This is a genomic window from Paenibacillus sp. HJGM_3, assembly GCF_045062745.1.
Taxonomy (GTDB): Bacteria; Bacillota; Bacilli; order Paenibacillales; family NBRC-103111; genus Paenibacillus_AA.
In genome coordinates this window covers 45,721-62,529 of sequence record NZ_JBJGED010000024.1, presented here as the reverse complement: position 1 = coordinate 62,529, position 16,809 = coordinate 45,721, and the positions used below count along the sequence as shown (strand labels likewise).

16 protein-coding genes are annotated in these 16,809 nt (G+C 57.3%); 15 read left to right on the top strand and 1 reads right to left on the bottom strand.

Annotated elements, in window-relative coordinates:
* Positions 1 to 130 precede the first annotated feature (130 nt).
* The 3 genes from ACI5FR_RS23760 to ACI5FR_RS23750 are packed head-to-tail and all read left to right on the top strand — an operon-like array spanning position 131 to position 1,715.
* Complete coding sequence (locus ACI5FR_RS23760) at positions 131 to 1,027, top strand: hypothetical protein (RefSeq protein ID WP_405459005.1); 897 nt, start codon at positions 131 to 133, stop codon at positions 1,025 to 1,027.
* A complete protein-coding gene (locus tag ACI5FR_RS23755) occupies positions 1,024 to 1,317 on the top strand; it encodes an EscU/YscU/HrcU family type III secretion system export apparatus switch protein (RefSeq protein ID WP_405459003.1) in 294 nt (97 codons plus the stop codon). Before ACI5FR_RS23760 ends, ACI5FR_RS23755 begins: the two co-directional genes overlap by 4 nt.
* A gap of 2 nt (positions 1,318 to 1,319) precedes the next feature.
* Positions 1,320 to 1,715: a YraN family protein gene (locus ACI5FR_RS23750; RefSeq protein ID WP_405459001.1), complete on the top strand. Its 396-nt coding sequence runs from the start codon at positions 1,320 to 1,322 to the stop codon at positions 1,713 to 1,715.
* A 66-nt stretch (positions 1,716 to 1,781) separates the two neighbouring features.
* Here the strand turns inward: ACI5FR_RS23750 and ACI5FR_RS23745 are convergent, their stop codons facing one another.
* Entirely contained in the window at positions 1,782 to 3,347 is a 1,566-nt protein-coding gene (locus ACI5FR_RS23745; RefSeq protein WP_405458999.1) for a YifB family Mg chelatase-like AAA ATPase, read from the bottom strand.
* A 383-nt stretch (positions 3,348 to 3,730) separates the two neighbouring features.
* On the opposite strand from ACI5FR_RS23745, the gene sucC reads away from it, so the two are divergent.
* The 12 genes from sucC (at position 3,731) to fliF (ending at position 16,798) form a co-directional block, all read left to right on the top strand.
* On the top strand, positions 3,731 to 4,891 hold the full coding sequence (sucC, locus tag ACI5FR_RS23740; protein WP_405458996.1) for an ADP-forming succinate--CoA ligase subunit beta: 1,161 nt from the start codon (positions 3,731 to 3,733) through the stop codon (positions 4,889 to 4,891).
* Between the two features lie 22 nt (positions 4,892 to 4,913).
* Complete coding sequence (gene sucD / locus ACI5FR_RS23735) at positions 4,914 to 5,846, top strand: succinate--CoA ligase subunit alpha (RefSeq protein WP_405458994.1); 933 nt, start codon at positions 4,914 to 4,916, stop codon at positions 5,844 to 5,846.
* Positions 5,847 to 5,974: 128 nt separating this feature from the next.
* Entirely contained in the window at positions 5,975 to 7,078 is a 1,104-nt protein-coding gene (dprA, locus tag ACI5FR_RS23730; protein WP_405458992.1) for a DNA-processing protein DprA, read from the top strand.
* 55 nt (positions 7,079 to 7,133) lie between these two features.
* Positions 7,134 to 9,242 carry a type I DNA topoisomerase gene (gene topA, locus ACI5FR_RS23725; RefSeq protein WP_405458990.1) on the top strand — a complete coding sequence of 703 codons (2,109 nt, stop codon included), beginning with the start codon at positions 7,134 to 7,136 and terminating at the stop codon, positions 9,240 to 9,242.
* Positions 9,243 to 9,361: 119 nt separating this feature from the next.
* Positions 9,362 to 10,675 (top strand): FADH(2)-oxidizing methylenetetrahydrofolate--tRNA-(uracil(54)-C(5))-methyltransferase TrmFO, encoded by a 1,314-nt coding sequence (trmFO, locus tag ACI5FR_RS23720; RefSeq protein WP_405458988.1) that lies wholly within the window; start codon positions 9,362 to 9,364, stop codon positions 10,673 to 10,675.
* A gap of 203 nt (positions 10,676 to 10,878) precedes the next feature.
* Positions 10,879 to 11,421 (top strand): ATP-dependent protease subunit HslV, encoded by a 543-nt coding sequence (hslV, locus tag ACI5FR_RS23715; RefSeq protein ID WP_405458987.1) that lies wholly within the window; start codon positions 10,879 to 10,881, stop codon positions 11,419 to 11,421.
* Positions 11,422 to 11,439: 18 nt separating this feature from the next.
* Positions 11,440 to 12,849, top strand: coding sequence for an ATP-dependent protease ATPase subunit HslU (gene hslU, locus ACI5FR_RS23710; RefSeq protein ID WP_405458985.1), 1,410 nt, complete (start codon positions 11,440 to 11,442; stop codon positions 12,847 to 12,849).
* 96 nt (positions 12,850 to 12,945) lie between these two features.
* Complete coding sequence (gene codY, locus ACI5FR_RS23705) at positions 12,946 to 13,725, top strand: GTP-sensing pleiotropic transcriptional regulator CodY (protein ID WP_405458984.1); 780 nt, start codon at positions 12,946 to 12,948, stop codon at positions 13,723 to 13,725.
* Between the two features lie 256 nt (positions 13,726 to 13,981).
* Entirely contained in the window at positions 13,982 to 14,386 is a 405-nt protein-coding gene (gene flgB, locus ACI5FR_RS23700; protein WP_405458981.1) for a flagellar basal body rod protein FlgB, read from the top strand.
* A 2-nt stretch (positions 14,387 to 14,388) separates the two neighbouring features.
* Entirely contained in the window at positions 14,389 to 14,838 is a 450-nt protein-coding gene (gene flgC, locus ACI5FR_RS23695; RefSeq protein ID WP_405458979.1) for a flagellar basal body rod protein FlgC, read from the top strand.
* Between the two features lie 15 nt (positions 14,839 to 14,853).
* Positions 14,854 to 15,165, top strand: a complete 312-nt coding sequence (gene fliE, locus ACI5FR_RS23690) for a flagellar hook-basal body complex protein FliE (RefSeq protein ID WP_405458978.1) — start codon at positions 14,854 to 14,856, stop codon at positions 15,163 to 15,165.
* A gap of 46 nt (positions 15,166 to 15,211) precedes the next feature.
* Positions 15,212 to 16,798 (top strand): flagellar basal-body MS-ring/collar protein FliF, encoded by a 1,587-nt coding sequence (gene fliF / locus ACI5FR_RS23685; protein WP_405458975.1) that lies wholly within the window; start codon positions 15,212 to 15,214, stop codon positions 16,796 to 16,798.
* Positions 16,799 to 16,809: the final 11 nt, after the last annotated feature.

Here is a 16,809-nt window from a genome sequence, read left to right as displayed (position 1 = left end):
GGCGGGCCCGGGCGCCGCGCCAGCGGGCGGCGCCGGCGGCGCGCGCGCGCTCGGCCGCGCGGCGGACGCGCCAGCGCCAGCGCCCGCGGCCGCGCCTGTCGCGCCGAGCGCGGCAAGCGCCGGCGACGCGGTGCGGCCCGCGGCGGCGGGCGCGTCCGCGCCGCGCGGCGGCGAGTCGCCGGCGCCCGCGGGCGATGCCCGCGCGAGCGGCGCTGCGGCGCCGCAGCGGCCGGCCGAGCGCCTGGGCGGCGCGGCCGCGGACTGGATCCCCCGGCTGCTGAGAGCCGTCGGGGTGGAGCACGAGCATACCGTCGCGAAGAGCTTGCTCCACGACGGCGGCGAGGCCAAGACGCGCGTCGTAGTAGCCGGGACGGAGATCCTCCTCCCGGGAGGGCCGCTCGACGCGCCGGAATCCCCAGCTGCCGACAATGCGGCGCAGAAGGCGTCGGCCGAGTCGCTGAAGAGCGTGCTGCTGCAGCTTTCGGACGCGGACGGGGTGCCGCCCGCGCTCAAGGAGCAGGTCCAGCAGGCGCTGCAGCACGTCACCGGCCAGCAACTGCTGCTCACCCCGGACAGGGGAGCCGTTATGTCGCACATTACGTTGTTCGTGCCGTTCTACAACGGGGCCGGCCAACAAACGGCCTCGATCCATATCCAATCGCGCAAGGGCAAGAAGGGCGAGATCGATGCGCACAACTGCCGGTTGCTGTTCGATCTTCGCATGCAGGCGATCGGCGATACGCTCGTCGATGTGCAAGTGTATGACCGGAAGGTGCAGCTGCAGGTGCATAACGATCATCCGTTTATGCTTGGCCTCCTCGACACGTACCGGGAGGAGATCGAGGCCGCACTCGTCCAGTCCGGCTATTCGCTCGTGACGCTGCGCTGCGCGCCGTTTCCCGAGCTGCAGCCGCAACCGTTGACCGGGACAGGAGAGAGCGAAGGTGCGCCGTCAGCCGCTCCACGATCGGCTGGAGCCGCTGCGTACCATGTGAAGCCTTACCGAGGGGTGGATTTTCGCGTATGAAGGAACCGAACCCATCCGCTCCCAAGAAGGCGGTGGCGCTGAAGTATGCGCCCGAGAAGCACGCTTCGCCGGTCATCGTCGCGAAGGGCAGGGGGGCGATTGCCGATGAGATTATCAAGCGAGCGAAGGAGCATGGCGTTCCGCTCCAGGAGGATCCGTCCCTCGTAGAGGTGCTGTCGAAGCTGGACCTGAACCAGGAAATTCCTCCTGAACTGTACCAGCTCGTAGCGGAAGTGCTCAGCTTCATCTACCGATCGGACCAACGTGCGAGACATTGGAGGGAGCCTTAGAGATGACCTTAGACAATAGCTCGTCCTCCAACCGTCCATCCCGCCGAGAACTAGGGGCCCGTGGAGAGCAGCTGGCCGCGGACCACATGGAGCGGGTCGGTTACCGCATCGTCGCGCGCAATTGGCGTTGCCGGAGCGGAGAACTCGACCTCGTCGCCGATAATGGCGAGGTGCTCGCCTTCGTCGAGGTACGCTCGCGCACGAATACGGGCACCTTCGGAACCCCTCAGGAATCGGTCGACGCGCGCAAAATTCGGCAAGTCCGCGAAATTGCCCAAGTGTATTTGCACCAATCGAAATGGGACGGCAATACGCCGATTCGCTTCGATGTCATTTGCGCAACGTTCTCGCGAGACGGCAGCCTCGCCAGCCTGGATCATATCGAGAATGCGTTTTAATTGCCCCTAAGGGCCATGGTCGCCGCCGAATTGGCACGAAAACGTGCTAACTCCCCCCAATAGACCCTACCCCCACTTCTTATCCAACACCCGATACTGGATCGCTTCCGCAATATGCTCCGTCCGGATGCGCGAGCTATCGTCCAAGTCCGCGAGGGTGCGGGCGAGCTTCAAGATCCGGTCGTGCGCCCGGACGCTCAGGCCGAGCGCATCGAACGACTGCAGCAGCATCCGCTCTGCCTCGGCCGGAATCGCGCATACGTCCCGCAGCAGCCGGCCGGCGAGCTCGCCGTTGAACCGGACCGGCAAGCCCGCATAGCGGTGCGCCTGCCGCTCGAGCGCGACTAGCATTCGCTCCCGCATCTCCGCGGAGGACCAGCCGCTCGCGCTAGGCTCCGACAGTGTATGCAAGTCCACGCGCGGCACTTCCACATGCATATCGATGCGGTCCAACAGGGGACCGCTCAGCCGAGCGCGATAATTCTGTACCTTTAGCGGACTGCAAGTGCAGGCTACGCCGCCGGGATCGCTCCCGAAATAACCGCAAGGGCAAGGGTTCATGGAAGCAGCCATGATGAAATGAGCGGGGAAGGTGAAGACGGCCTTCGCCCGGCTAATCGTGACACGCCGGTCCTCCAGCGGCTGCCGCAGCGCCTCGAGCACATACCGGGGGAACTCCGGCATTTCGTCGAGGTAAAGCACACCCTTATGCGCCAGGCTGATCTCGCCCGGCTTCGGGATCGAACCGGCTCCGACCAGCCCTCCGGGCGAGATCGTATGATGAGGCGACCGGAACGGCCGGACGCGAATGAACTGGCTGCGGTCTACGATCGCGCCGGCCGCGCTGTAGATCTTCGTCACCTCAAGCGCCTCCTGGTCGGTGAGGGGAGGCAGGATCGACGGCAGCCGGCGGGCGAGCATCGTCTTGCCGGAGCCGGGCGGCCCGACGAGCAGGATGTTGTGCATGCCGGTGGCGGCGAGGAGCAAGGCGCGCTTCGCATGCTGCTGGCCGCTCACGTCGGCGAAGTCCTCGAGCCCGGCGTACTCCTCCCCCAAATCCTTAACCCCACGCCGGTTCACCGATTCACTCCCGCTCTTAATAGTCTCCCTATCTGCCCACGCCGCTAATTCCGTCCCTTCCCGCAGTTCATTCAGATGCGTGAGACCGATCACCTCGATGCCCTCGATGAGCCGGGCTTCGGGCGCATTCATGCGAGGCAGCATGACGTGCGTATACCCGCGTTTGCGGGCCGCCTCCACCATAGACAACACTCCTGGAATGGGCCGCAGGCTGCCGTCCAGCGCCAATTCCCCAGCCACTAGACATTTCTCCAACCCTGCCAAACGAATTTGCCCGCTTGTCCCAATCAATCCGACGGCAATCGCCAGGTCGAACGAAGCGCCTTCCTTGCGCATATCCGCGGGGGCGAGGTTGACCGTGATCCGCTCGAGCGGGAATTTATACTCGCAGTTTTTCAATGCCGCCCTCACGCGCTCCACCGATTCTCTCACCGCCGAGTCCGGCAGGCCGACGATCGTCATCTGCGGAAGACCGCTCATCAGATTGACTTCGACCTCGATCAAGTTTCCTTCTACGCCTTGCAGGCAAGCGCCCGTCACTTTTCCATACAACGTAAAAACACCTCTTCCTCATTTCGCATCATGACGGATTTCGACAATCCCTGAAGCGTTAATTTCGGAAAAAGGTGCTTCCTTTTGTTCCTATTCCTACTCTCTATTCGCCGCCGCAATCCAAATTCCTGCTCCTGCAACTAGTAAAATGGCCGGAATCAGGAAATACTGGTTACGGTTCCAAGCATAGCGATCGTTCGTGAAACTTTAACAAATCACCATGAAAAAAAGTAAGGAAAGTGTCGAAGAAAAGTGGTACAATAGATAAGGTTTTTTGTGCCAAGCCGGCACATAAAGGTTTATGTTTTGCAACAGCAAAGCTACTGTTTCGGCTTTACTGTTCCTTTACATTTCTGCAACATATTTGATAGGAGGATTCGAGAATGAATATCCATGAGTATCAAGGGAAAGAAGTCCTGAGACAATATGGGGTTGCCGTTCCGCAGGGCAAGGTGGCGTTCACAGTGGAAGAAGCTGTAGAAGCGGCCAAAGAGCTCGGAACTGCCGTTGTTGTCGTGAAGGCTCAAATCCATGCAGGCGGCCGCGGTAAAGCGGGCGGCGTCAAAGTTGCGAAAAATCTGGACGAGGTGCGCAAATACGCCAGCGAGATTCTGGGCAAGACGCTCGTGACGCATCAAACCGGCCCGGAAGGTAAGGAAGTAAAGCGACTGCTCATCGAGCAAGGCTGCGATATCAAGAAAGAATATTATATCGGGGTTGTCGTTGACCGCGGCACGGGTCGCGTCGTCATGATGGCTTCGGAAGAAGGCGGCACGGAGATTGAAGAGGTCGCTGCACATACGCCTGAGAAAATTTTCAAAGAAGTAATCGACCCGGCTGTCGGCCTGCAACCGTTCCAAGCGCGCAAGCTGGCGTACGCCATCAACATCCCGAATGAACTCGTGAACAAGGCGGTCAAATTCATGACGGCTCTTTATCGCGCGTTCGTGGACAAAGATTGCTCGATCGCCGAGATTAACCCTCTGGTAGTAACGGGCTCCGGCGACGTAATGGCGCTGGACGCCAAGCTGAACTTCGACTCCAACGCCCTGTTCCGCCACAAAGACATCGTGGAGCTGCGCGACCTGGATGAAGAAGATGCGAAGGAAATCGAAGCGTCCAAGTTCGACCTGAGCTACATCGCCCTGGACGGCAACATCGGCTGTATGGTTAACGGTGCGGGCCTGGCTATGGCGACGATGGACATTATCAAATATTTCGGCGGCGAGCCGGCCAACTTCCTCGACGTAGGCGGCGGCGCGACAACCGAGAAAGTAACGGAAGCGTTCAAGATCATCTTGTCCGATGCAAAAGTAAAAGGGATCTTCGTCAACATCTTCGGCGGCATCATGAAGTGCGACGTCATCGCGAACGGCGTCGTCGAGGCAGCCAAGCAAGTAGGCTTGGATCGTCCGCTTGTTGTCCGTCTCGAAGGCACGAACGTCGATCTCGGGAAGAAAATTTTGAACGAATCCGGTTTGAACATCGTAGCGGCTGACTCCATGTCGGACGGCGCGCAAAAAATCGTATCGCTCGTGAAGTAATTTTGAGAGGAGATGAACGGTAATGAGCATTCTGGTTAATAAAAATACAAAAGTGATCACGCAAGGCATCACCGGTTCCGTAGGGATGTTCCATACGAAGGGTGCGCTCGACTACGGCACGCAAATGGTTGGCGGCGTTACTCCAGGCAAGGGCGGCACGAAGGTAGACATCACGCTCGAGAACGGGACAACCGTTCAATTGCCGGTATTCAACACGGTAGCGGAAGCGAAGGCTGCTACAGGCGCTACTGCATCCGTTATCTACGTACCGCCTGCATTCGCGGCTGACGCGATCATGGAAGCCGTAGACGCCGAGATGGAGCTCGCGATCTGTATTACGGAAGGCATCCCGGTTCTGGATATGGTCAATGTGAGCCGGTACATGGAAGGCAAGAAAACGCGTCTGATCGGGCCGAACTGCCCGGGCGTCATCACTCCGGACGAGTGCAAAATCGGCATTATGCCGGGCTACATTCATCAGAAAGGCCATGTGGGCGTCGTCTCCCGCAGCGGTACGCTGACGTACGAAGCGGTTCATCAGCTGTCGACTCGCGGCATCGGCCAATCTTCCGCGGTAGGGATCGGCGGAGACCCGGTCAAGGGCTCCGAGTTCATCGACATCTTGAAGCTGTTCAATGATGATCCCGACACTTACGCGGTTATCATGATCGGCGAGATCGGCGGTACGGCGGAAGAAGAAGCGGCCGAGTGGATCAAAGCCAACATGAAGAAGCCGGTCGTCGGCTTCATCGGCGGCCAAACCGCGCCTCCAGGGAAGCGCATGGGCCATGCGGGCGCCATCATCTCCGGTGGCAAAGGCACCGCGGCGGAGAAAGTCGCTACAATGGAACGCTGCGGCATCAAGGTCGCTCCGACTCCTTCGGACATGGGCTCCACGCTCGTAAGCGTGCTGGAGGAAAAGGGTCTGCTCGAGAAGTGCATCACCCGTAAATAAGGTTTGTAGCGAAGGTAAGCAACCTTCCGTATCCTGCAAAGGACATGGAAGGTTGCTTTTTTTTTCTCGGTCGATTCCCTTCGAAATTCCACGAGAGTTGTTTTTTCATTAAAGGAGGTTATATACTAATGGATAACCGTACGATCTTATTCGCTCTGCATGAGCTGCCGGGCATCGGATGGAAAACGATTCATCGCTTATGCACATTCCTCGCGGCCTTGGAGCAGTTGCCTAGCATGTCGAGAGAGAAGCTGCTCACGCTGGAGCTCGACCGGAACAAGGCCGACGCGATTATAGCCGGATTGACTGCCGAGTTTGCCGCCGAGCGGCTTGAGGCCTATCGAGAGGCAGGTATAGAAATCATCTGTCGAATGGATGCCGACTACCCCGGGTGGCTGGCTCATACCGCCCAGCCGCCTTGGGTGCTATACGCTAGAGGCAACCGCTCACTTCTGCATCGCCCTTGTCTGGCGATGGTTGGGACCCGGACACCGACCGCTTACGGCAAGAAGGTGGCGTTCCAGCTGGCGCAAGAGTTGGCCGAAGCGGGCCTGACCATCGTTAGCGGACTTGCGCGAGGGATTGACAGCGAGGTGCATCGAGGGGCTCTTACCCGACCGGGAGCCGGCAGTACGATCGGCGTTCTCGGCTGCGCTCTGGATACCGTGTATCCGCCTGAGAACAAAGGGCTGTATGCGCAAGTGGAGGAGCATGGACTGCTTCTATCGGAATATCCGCTAGGCACTCCGGTACATCCAGGCTTGTTCCCGCTGCGCAACCGGATTATAGCAGGCCTCAGTTTGGGCACGCTAGTCGTAGAAGCTGCGCTGCGCAGCGGCTCCTTGATCACGGCGGATCAAGCGCTGGACGAGTCCCGCGACTGCTTCGCCATCCCGGGACCGATTACGTCTCCCAAGAGTGCGGGCACCCTGAAACTGATTAAGGAAGGCAAGGCGAAGACGGTCACATTCGCCGACGACGTTCTTGAAGAATATGAGCATTATTTAGGCCGGAGGGGTGCAAAGCCTAGGCGGACCGACCCATCTCCGGAGGCAGAGCTGACCGAAGACGAGACCGAATTGCTGCGCCATCTTACCTGGGAGCCGTCTACGATCGACCGGCTGCTAGTCTTGTCGGGATTTGCGTTTGGACAAATGCACACAGTTCTGTTATCTTTATCAATGAAAAAACTGATTCAACAACTACCCGGATCCACCTTCGTTCGCATATAGAATAGATAGCCTGTTCTGCTGGAGGAAAGGACCAATAAGGGGGAAGGACGAACCTATGGCAGATTCGCTCGTCATTGTGGAATCACCGGCAAAAGCGAAAACGATCGGCAAATATTTAGGAAGCAAATATATTGTAAAAGCATCCATGGGACACATCCGAGATCTTCCTAAGAGTCAGATCGGAGTGGAAGTCGAGAATAAATTCGAGCCGAAGTACATTACGATTCGCGGCAAAGGCTCCGTCTTGAAAGAATTGAAAGACGCGAGTAAGAAGGTGAAGCGCATCTATCTCGCGGCGGACCCGGATCGCGAAGGCGAAGCGATCGCCTGGCATCTCGCCCACTACCTGGAGCTGCGGGAGACCGATGCATGCCGTGTCGTATTCAATGAGATTACGAAGCAGGCGGTCAAGGATGCGTTCAAGTCGCCGCGTCCGATCGATATGGATCTGGTCAACGCGCAGCAGGCTCGCCGCATTCTGGACCGGCTGGTGGGCTACAAGATCAGTCCGCTGCTCTGGAAGAAAGTGAAGAAGGGGTTGTCCGCCGGACGCGTACAGTCTGTCGCCGTGAAGCTGATCATCGACCGGGAGAATGAGATCGAAGAGTTCGTGCCGGAAGAGTACTGGTCGATTACGGCCAAGCTCGCTACGGGCAACGCGGAATTCGAAGCGAAGTTTTACGGGATGAACGGCGAGAAGCGGGAGCTTACCCGGGAAGCGGAAGTTCAGGAAGTCCTCCAAGCGATCGGGAAGCATACGTTCACCGTGACGGACGTCAAGGAGAAGGAACGGCTGCGCAATCCGTCGCCGCCCTTCATTACTAGCTCCCTGCAGCAGGAGGCGGCACGCAAGCTGAATTTCCGCGCGGCCAAGACGATGCAGATCGCACAGCAGCTGTACGAGGGTGTCGAGCTGGGCAAGGAAGGCACGGTCGGTCTCATTACATATATGCGGACCGACTCGACCCGGATTTCTCCTGTCGCCCAGGAAGAGGCCAAGGCGTTTATCGTCGACACTTACGGCGACGCTTATTACCCGGAGACGCCCCGGGTGTACTTGAAGAAGAACGCGAACGCCCAGGATGCGCATGAAGCGATCCGGCCAACGTCTGTGCTGAAGACGCCGGAGGAAGTGAAAGGCTATCTCAGCCGGGATCAATTCCGATTGTATAAGCTGGTCTGGGAGCGTTTCCTCGCGAGCCAGATGGCGTCGGCCGTCCTCGATACGATGACGGTGGAGATCGCCGCCGGCGATGCCCTGTTCCGCGCCGTTGGGTCGAAGGTGAAGTTTCCGGGCTTCATGAAGGTGTACGTAGAGGGGACTGACGATGCGGTAGTCGAAGACGACAAGCTGCTGCCGCCGCTGAAAGAGAAGGACAAGCTGGAGAACAGGCAGCTGGAGCCGAAGCAGCACTTCACCCAGCCGCCTCCGCGCTATACGGAAGCCCGGCTCGTACGCGCCCTGGAAGAGATGGGGATCGGACGCCCGAGTACGTATGCGCCGACGCTGGAGACGATCCAGAAGCGCGGGTACGTGGCGCTCGAGGAGAAGAAATTCATCCCGACGGAGCTAGGTACCCTCATCATTCAGCTCATGGCGGAGTTTTTCCCGGAGATTCTCGACGTGGAGTTCACCGCCAAGATGGAGGAAGGGCTCGACCACGTGGAGGAAGGCACTGCGGATTGGGTCAAGGTGCTGGACGAGTTCTACGAGACGTTCGAGAAACGGCTGGAGTTCGCCGAGGAAGAAATGAAGGAAGTCGAAATTCAAGACGAGATTACCGATATTCCGTGCGATAAATGCGGGCGGCCGATGGCGATCAAGATGGGGCGGTTCGGCAAATTCCTCGCCTGCACCGGGTTCCCGGACTGTCGCAATGCGAAGCCGATCGTCAAAGAAATCGGCGTGACGTGTCCCAAGTGCAAAGAAGGTCACGTCATCGAGCGGCGCAGCAAGAAAGGCCGCATTTTCTACGGCTGCGACCGGTACCCGGCGTGCGACTTCGTCTCGTGGGACAAACCGGCGAGCAAGCCTTGCCCGGACTGCGGCGGCCTGATGATCGAGAAGACGAATAAATCCGGTTCGCATTACATCTGTACGGTTTGCAACCATAAGGAAGAAATCGTACAAGAAGACGACGACGGCGGAGATATCGACTACTAAGCTTGCGAGTGAATCGCTTGAGGAACTTTCGTCCCGCCCCTGGGCGGATCGCGGCACCCCGCCCGATCCGTCCGGGGGCGGGATGCGTCCGAGCGATCCGTTGTATGGAGGAATGAGCTATGACTGATAGGAAGGTAACGGTGATCGGGGCGGGCTTAGCCGGCAGCGAGGCGGCATGGCAAATCGCGCGGCAAGGAGTTCCGGTCGTCTTGTACGAAATGCGCCCCGTTCGCAAAACGCCGGCGCATATCACGGATCAATTCGCCGAGCTCGTGTGCAGCAATTCGCTGCGCGCGAACGGCTTGACCAACGCTGTCGGCGTGCTCAAGGAAGAGATGCGCCGGCTCGACTCGCTCATCCTGCGGTGTGCCGACAAGCATGCGGTGCCGGCGGGCGGAGCGCTCGCGGTCGACCGCGACGGCTTCTCCGGCGAGGTAACCGCGATGCTGCGCAACCATCCGCTCATCGAGGTGCGCAACGAGGAGTTGCCCACGCTGCCGGAAGGGCTTACCGTGGTCGCGACGGGACCGCTTACGTCGCCCTCGCTCTCGGAAGAACTGAAGCAGCTCATGGGCGAGGAATACTTGTACTTCTATGACGCGGCCGCGCCGATCGTCGAGAAGGATTCGATCGATATGAGCAAGGTGTACTTGGCTTCCCGCTATGACAAGGGCGAGGCGGCTTACTTGAACTGTCCGATGACGGAAGAGGAGTTCGACGCGTTCTACGACGCGCTTATCTCCGCCGAGACGGCGCCGGTGAAGGAGTTCGAGAAAGAAATCTACTTCGAAGGCTGCATGCCGATCGAAGTGATGTCGCGCCGGGGCAAGCAGACCGCGCTATTCGGGCCGATGAAGCCCGTCGGCCTTGTTAATCCGCATACCGGCAAGCTGCCGTATGCGGTCGTCCAGCTCCGGCAGGACAACGCGGCGGGCACGCTGTACAACCTCGTCGGCTTCCAGACCCACTTGAAGTGGGGCGAGCAGAAGCGGGTGTTCTCCATGATCCCCGGGCTGGAGAACGCCGAGTTCGTCCGCTACGGCGTCATGCACCGGAACACGTTCATCAACTCGCCGAAGCTGCTGCGGCCGACATACCAATTCGTGAAGCGGGACGACTTGTTCTTCGCCGGGCAAATGACGGGCGTCGAGGGCTACGTCGAGTCGGCGGCATCCGGGCTCATCGCCGGGTTGAACGCCGGGCGGGTGGCGTGCGGACTCGAATGCCTGACGTTCCCGCCGGAGACGACGATCGGCAGCATGGCGCACTACATCACGACGGCCGACCCTGATCATTTCCAGCCGATGAATGCGAATTTCGGGCTGCTGCCGCCGTCCGGCGAACGAATCCGCAACAAGAAGCTCAAAAATGAGAAGCTGGCCGAGCGCGCTCTAGAAACTATTCAGAATTTTTCAGCAACTGTACACAATTGAGCTTGTGTCCGGTCTGTCCCTTGTGATACGATGGGAAGGACCTATAGTAGCGTCGCGGCTTCTGTTCCTTATTCGCAGCCCTATTCACAATTGAACGAATCTCCGAAACAGCAGCCAGCCGATCCACGCGTTTGGTGCTGTTTCTTGTTTGTGCGCATATTGTAAATCAGACTTGTATTATTTGATGAGCAGGGGGCATACCGATGGACACTTTTCACGCGACAACGATTTTCGCCGTCCGCCATAACGGGAAGGGCGCCATAGCCGGAGACGGTCAAGTGACTTTCGGCAACAGCATGGTGATGAAGCAGCAGGCCAAGAAGGTCCGGAGGCTGTATCGGGGCAAGGTGGCGGCCGGCTTCGCCGGTTCCGTGGCCGATGCGATTACGCTGTTCGAGAAATTCGAGGGCAAGCTGGAGGAGCACCAGGGCAACCTGCAGCGGGCGGCGGTCGAGCTGGCGAAGGAATGGCGGTCCGACCGCGTGCTGCGCCGCTTGGAAGCGATGATGATCGTCATGGACGCGCAATATTTGCTGCTCATCTCCGGCAACGGGGAGATCATCGAGCCGGACGACGGCATTCTCGCCATCGGGTCTGGCGGATCGTTCGCCTTGGCTGCAGGACGTGCGCTGAAGCGCTACGCAGGGCATCTCGAGGCGGTTGAGATGGCCCGCGCGGCGCTCGAGACGGCGGCGGACATATGTGTATTCACGAATCATAACATTATTGTGGAAGAGATTTCTTAACCGTGAGGGGGCCCATCATTGACGACTTTAGCCACGAACAAAGCGGAATGGACGCCTAGACAAATCGTTGCGGAGCTGGACAAATACATTGTCGGACAGAAGAAAGCGAAGAAGTCGGTCGCCGTTGCCTTGCGTAACCGATACCGCCGCAGTAAGCTGGACGATGCGCTGCGAGACGAGATCATACCTAAGAATATTCTCATGATCGGTCCGACCGGGGTCGGGAAAACCGAGATCGCCCGCCGGATGGCCAAGCTGGTGAACGCCCCGTTCATTAAGGTCGAAGCGACCAAATTCACGGAAGTCGGCTATGTCGGCCGGGATGTGGAGTCGATGGTGCGGGATCTCGTGGAGACGTCGATCCGGATGGTGAAGGCGGAGAAGACCGAGAAGGTGAAGGATAAGGCGGAGCAGCTGGCGAACGAGCGGCTCGTGACGCTGCTAGTTCCCTCTCCTAAGAGCAGCAAGTCCTCCCGCAATCCGCTGGAGATGCTGTTCGGCGGTGCCAACGCCAATCAGGCGGAGGACTCGGAGCCGGATCCCAATATTGCCCAGCGCCGGGCCGAAATCAAGCAAAAGCTTAGCCGCGGCGAACTGGAGAACGACCAGATCGAGATCGAGGTGGAGGACAACGCGCCGTCCATGCTCGATATGTTCGCCGGGCAAGGCAACGAGCAGATGGGGATGAACATGCAGGAGATGTTCGGCAACCTGCTGCCGAAGCGGCTGAAGAAGCGCAAGCTGACCGTTAAGGAAGCCCGCCAGGTGCTCACCCAGGAGGAAGCCCAGAAGCTTCTCGATATGGACGAGGTTACGCAAGAGTCGATCCGGCGCGCCGAGCAATCGGGCATCATTTTCATCGACGAGATCGATAAGATCGCCAGCTCCGGCAGAGGCTCCGGCCCGGACGTGTCCCGGGAAGGCGTTCAGCGGGACATCTTGCCGATCGTAGAAGGCTCCACGATTATGACGAAGTACGGGCCGGTCAAAACCGACTATGTGCTATTCGTCGCGGCCGGCGCATTCCACACGTCAAAGCCGTCGGATCTAATCCCCGAGCTGCAAGGCCGCTTCCCGATTCGGGTGGAGCTATCGAACTTGACCAAAGAGGATTTCGTCCTTATTCTCAAAGAGCCGAAGAACGCGCTCACGAAGCAGTATACGGCGCTGCTCGAGACGGAGGGCATTCGGGTGGAGTTCTCGGACGAGGCGATCGAGGAGATCGCGCGCATCGCGGCCGAAGTGAACCAGAACACCGACAATATCGGGGCCCGGCGGTTGCATACGATTCTCGAGAAGCTGTTGGAGGACTTGTCGTTCGAGGCGCCCGACATTAACCTGGAGCAAATCATCATCACGCCTGAATACGTCCAGGACAAAATATCGGATATCGCCCAAAACCGCGACCTAAGCCAATATATCCTTTGAACAAAGATTATTTCACGGGGCCCCCCGCAAAGTACTAGGAATCGGCATCGTCAGCATTCGCTTCACTTTGTGGGGAAATCCATACGGGAGGCTGTCATGAGTTTATTGACCAAGATGAGAAGGCTCAACCGGCTGCTGCAAAAAGCGGCCGGCAACGCCTTGAGTTTCATGGAAATGTCCGAGGTGCTCCGCGATTTGATCGGTGCGAACATCTTCGTCGTCAGCCGCAAGGGCAAAATTCTCGGATATGCAATTACGGACGAGTTCGGCTCCGAGAAGCTTCGCGAGATGATTACAACCGAGCGGAGACTGCCGGAGGACTACAACAACATTCTCAAAAAAATCGAAGAGACGTCTTCGAACCTGGATGAGGACAGCCCTTACCAGCGCTTCACCGACACCGTGCTCTCTTTCTTCGAGCAAAAGGTCGTCACGATCATCCCGATCATCGGCGGCGGGGACCGGCTGGGTACGCTTGTGCTGACCCGGGCCGAGGAGCCTTTCATCGACGATGACCTGATCATGTCCGAGTATGGGGCAACGGTCGTAGGAATGGAGATCTTGCGGGAGCGGGCGGAAGAAGTCGAGCTCGAGGCCCGCAGCAAAGCCGTCGTGCAAGTGGCGGTCAGCTCGCTGTCCTACAGCGAGATGGAAGCGGTCGACCATATTCTCGAAGAGCTGAAGGACAAGGAAGGCCTCCTCGTCGCAAGCAAAATCGCGGACCGCGTCGGCATTACCCGGTCGGTGATCGTCAATGCGCTGCGCAAGCTGGAGAGCGCCGGTGTGATCGAGACGCGTTCGCTTGGGATGAAAGGCACATATATTAAAATTTTGAACGACCAATTGATTCAAAGCTTGACGAAAGCGAAAGTTTAGCCCGACTTAAGAGGGAAGCGTCCACAATAATTTAATATCGGAAGTCCTATAACATGTGAAGCCCATCGGAAAGATAGGGCTTTTTCCTTATTGCGGGATTTGCAAAATTTGTAGAAACTATTACTGTTTGTTAAATTACAAATTCAGACATATTTCTATGTAATTTTTTCAAGTTCGGGTAGTCAAAAAGAAGGAAATATAGTTGCTGTGTGGAATACATTAATATTATTCTTCTATTGAAAGTAGGTCATTCCCAATGGTGCTATGGAATAAACCGAGTCTGCAAATGATGGAGCGCACGATTGACGCCTCTACTTTTCGACAAAAGGTTATTTCCAACAATGTCGCGAACGTCGACACGCCCTATTTCAAAAGGTCCGAAGTGGTGTTCGAAGACCTGCTGCAGCAAGAACTAAAGACCCAGACGATCGAGGGCTATAGAACCGACTATCGGCATATACCTATAGGGCGAAAGACCTCCTCGATTGAGCCCCGTGTCGTAACGGACGAGAAATCGTTGATGAACAACAACTTCAACAATGTCGATATCGACTACGAGATGTCGCTCTTGGCGAAAAATCAGCTTCGTTACAACGTCATGGTCCAGCAAGTGAATCATGATCTGAAATTGTATCGTACCGCGATGAATGGAGGACGTTAATCATGAAGCTGACGAACGGATTCGACATTAGCTCCTCGGCCTTAACCGCTCAGCGATTCCGGATGGACGTAATCTCCTCCAACCTCGCGAACGCCGATACGACCCGGAGTAAGCTCGTAGGCGGCAAGTGGGTGCCTTATCAGCGCAAGGTCGTAACGATGGAGACGAAGCAGCCTGTATCGTTCGCCGACCAGCTGCGCGGCGCCATGCGCGAAGGGACCGGCGAGGGTGTACGGGTATCGCGCATTTTCGAGGATACGGCACCCTTCAAGCAGGAATACAACCCAACGCATCCGGACGCGGACGAGAACGGCTATATTCAGCTGCCGAATGTGGATGTTTTGAAAGAAATGGTAGATATGATGTCGGCGACGCGATCCTACGAGGCAAACGTGACCGCCCTGAACGCAACCAAATCGATGATTACCAAGGCACTAGAAATCGGGAAATAACGGGGGAAAGTTTAGATGATAGACAAAATTGGCATGTTGACCAAGCCCGTCACGGCTGCGGTCTCGGCCCCTAAGGCGGTTGAATCGCCGGGAGCCGTTGACGTGTCCAAAAGCTTCGGTTCATTTTTGAGCCAGGCGCTCGGTCAAGTGCAGGCGCAGCAAGAGGTGACCGACGTTTTGAACGAAAAATTTATCACCGGTGACTTGTCGGACGTTCATCAGCTGACAATCGCCGCCGAGAAAGCATCGCTAGGGCTGGAGCTAACCGTCCAAATCCGCAATAAGGCAATCGAGGCGTACCAGGAGATCATGAGAACGCAGATTTAGACGTAGCTAGGCAGTGGCAGCAGAAGTTCTTTGGCGGGGTGACGAGGTGAACGAATCGATTCTCCAATATAAAGAGCGTTTGACTCAATATTGGAAACAAGCAAGCAAAGTCCAAAAATACATGATCCTGGCCACAGTCGTCATTTTGATTGCGGTCTTGATATTGACTTCTATCAATCTATCGAAGACGGAATATGCGACGGCGTTTACGAACTTGCAGCCGAACGACGCGGCATCGATCAAGGGTTACTTGGACGGGGCCAAAATCCCTTACAAGCTGAGCGCCGACGGCAAAAGCATCAGCGTACCCGCGAATCAAGCGGCCTCCATTAAGCTCGACGTCGAGTCCCAGGGGCTGAACAAAAGCGGATCGCTCGGCTACAGCGGGACGTTCGGCGGCAGCAAAACGTTCGGCATGTCCGACAATGAGTTCAACGTGAAGCTGATCAGCGCCATGCAGGGCGAGATTCAGCAAATGTTCAACCAGATCAATGGGGTGAACAGCTCGAAAGTGCTGATTACCGTACCCAAAGACAACAGCTTCATCACATCGACGAAGCCGGACTCCACGGCGTCCGTCGTCCTCAATCTTCAACAGGGCTATAAATTCGATCAAGCTCAAATTGACACCATGTACAATCTCGTCGCCAAGACGGTGCCGAACCTGAAGCCGGAGAATATTACAATTTCCAATCAGAACGGCGAGCTCATGCCCAACTCCAAGACGACGGGGGCGATCGCGGGAGCATCGAGCCTCATTGCACAGCAATTCCAGGTCAAGAATCAATTCCAGCAGGACCTGCAAAAAAACGTAATGAGTCTGCTCAGCACCATACTCGGTCCGAATAAAGTCGTCGTCAGCGTAGTGTCTACACTGAATTTCGACCAAAAAACGACCAAGTCCAATCTTGTGACCCCGGTCAATCCAAACGACACGCTGGGCATTCCAATCAGCGTGCAGGATTCGAGCAAATCTTCGACCTCGGAAGGGGCGTCCAACGGCGGCGTACCCGGTACAGGTACGACCGACGTTCCTACATACCCAGGCGGCAATAGCGCCGGAGGCAAATCCACCTCCGAAGAGACGAACAAGATCATTAATTATGAAGTGAACCGAATCACGAACGATATTATTGCCAGTCCTTTCGTCGTGAAGGATCTGTCTATTAGCGTGGGCGTAGAACCGCCAGTGAAGAATGATCCGAATTCGCTCCCGCAGGAGACTCGGGACGCCATCCGGCAAGCGTTAGTCAGCATCGTCAGCACGTCGCTCGCAGACAGCGGTCAGACGTTCACGGACGACGCGCTCGCTCGCCGCGTCAACATGTTCATCCAGCCGTTCTCCGGGAACGATATCGCGGCAAGCTCCGCCAGAAGCAATTATTTGATGTGGGGCGGCATCGGCGCGGCCGCATTGATTCTCGCGGGACTAGGCGGTTACTTGATGCGCAGAAGGAAGCAGAATGAAATAATTGAAGAAGAAATTCCAGCTCCGGTCGTAGTCGAATTGCCTACGATCGACATGGAGAATGTGTCGCCGGAGAACCAGATGCGCAAGCAGCTGGAATCGCTCGCGAAGAAAAAGCCGGAAGACTTCGTCAACCTGCTCCGCACCTGGCTAGTAGATGAATAGGGGGGACTTCC